The organism is Nguyenibacter vanlangensis, assembly GCF_013376155.1.
Taxonomy (GTDB): Bacteria; Pseudomonadota; Alphaproteobacteria; order Acetobacterales; family Acetobacteraceae; genus Gluconacetobacter; species Gluconacetobacter vanlangensis.
In genome coordinates this window covers 1-1034 of record NZ_JABXXP010000878.1, presented here as the reverse complement: position 1 = coordinate 1034, position 1034 = coordinate 1, and the positions used below count along the sequence as shown (strand labels likewise).

Below are 1034 nucleotides of genomic sequence, written 5' to 3'. Positions count from 1 at the left end.
GCCTCGCCCCGGCGGGCCAGCGCCGCGTCGAAGGCGGCGGGGTCGGCGCGCAGGGCGCGAAGGTCATGCATCTGGTTTCTCCTGCTCGACATCCTCCAGGCGCCGTGGCTGGACGAGACGCGCACAGAAGATGGAAATTTCGTACAGACCGATCAACGGCACCGCCAGGCCGGTCTGGGTGATGATGTCGGGGGGCGTCAGGATCGCGGCGACGATAAAGGCCGCGACATAGGCATAGCGCCGGAACCGCGCCAGCATCTCGGCGGTGACGATGCCCACCCGCGCCAGCAGGGTCAGCACCACCGGCAGTTCGAACGCCACGCCGAAGGCCATGATCAGCTTCATGACCAGGGCCAGATATTCCGACACCTTGGCCTGAAGCTGGATCTGCAGGCCGTCCTGCCCGTCCGCCGTCTGGAAGGACAGGAAGAATTTCCACGCGAAGGGAAAGACGAAATAATAGGCCAGCGCCGCCCCCAGCACGAACATGACCGGCGTGGCCACCAGAAACGGCAGAAAGGCCCGCTTCTCGCTGCGATACAGGCCGGGGGCGATGAACATCCAGGCCTGCACCGCGATCATCGGAAAGGACAGGAACGCCGCGCCGAAGAACGCCACCTTGATATAGGTGAAGAACGCCTCGTACAGCGCGGTATAGATCAGGTGCGGCTGCTCGCCCTGCGCGCGCATCACCGTGCCCAGCGGCTGCGCCAGGAAGAGATAGATCCGCGACGAGAAATGATAGCACAGCAGGAAACACAGGCCGAAGGTCACCGCCGACCAGATCAGGCGCCGCCGCAGCTCGACCAGATGGTCCAGCAGCGGCATCGGCTTGTCGTCGATCGTGTCGCCCTCCAGGCGCGTGCCTTCCGGGTTGGCATTATCCATAAATGACGTTCCTAGAGCAGATCCCGTTCAGACGAAATCGTTTGAGCCCCGCCCTTCGACGAATTGCGTATCCGCGGCGCCGACGGCAACCCGCCGCGCCCCGTGCATCACCCGCACCGGCGGCAGGAAGGCCGGCGGACGCAGCC

General features: G+C 64.9%; 1 protein-coding gene. It reads right to left on the bottom strand.

The features are described from left to right. Positions 1 to 63: 63 nt before the first annotated feature. The gene (gene tatC / locus HUK84_RS19820; protein ID WP_176641737.1) at positions 64 to 888 is read right to left on the bottom strand and encodes a twin-arginine translocase subunit TatC; all 825 of its coding nucleotides are present in this window, start codon (positions 886 to 888) and stop codon (positions 64 to 66) included. Positions 889 to 1034 lie beyond the last annotated feature (146 nt).

What these genes read in the sequence shown, in the direction of transcription:
- tatC (WP_176641737.1), bottom strand. Translation starts at nt 888, where the DNA reads ATGGATAATGCCAACCCGGAAGGCACGCGCCTGGAGGGCGACACGATC.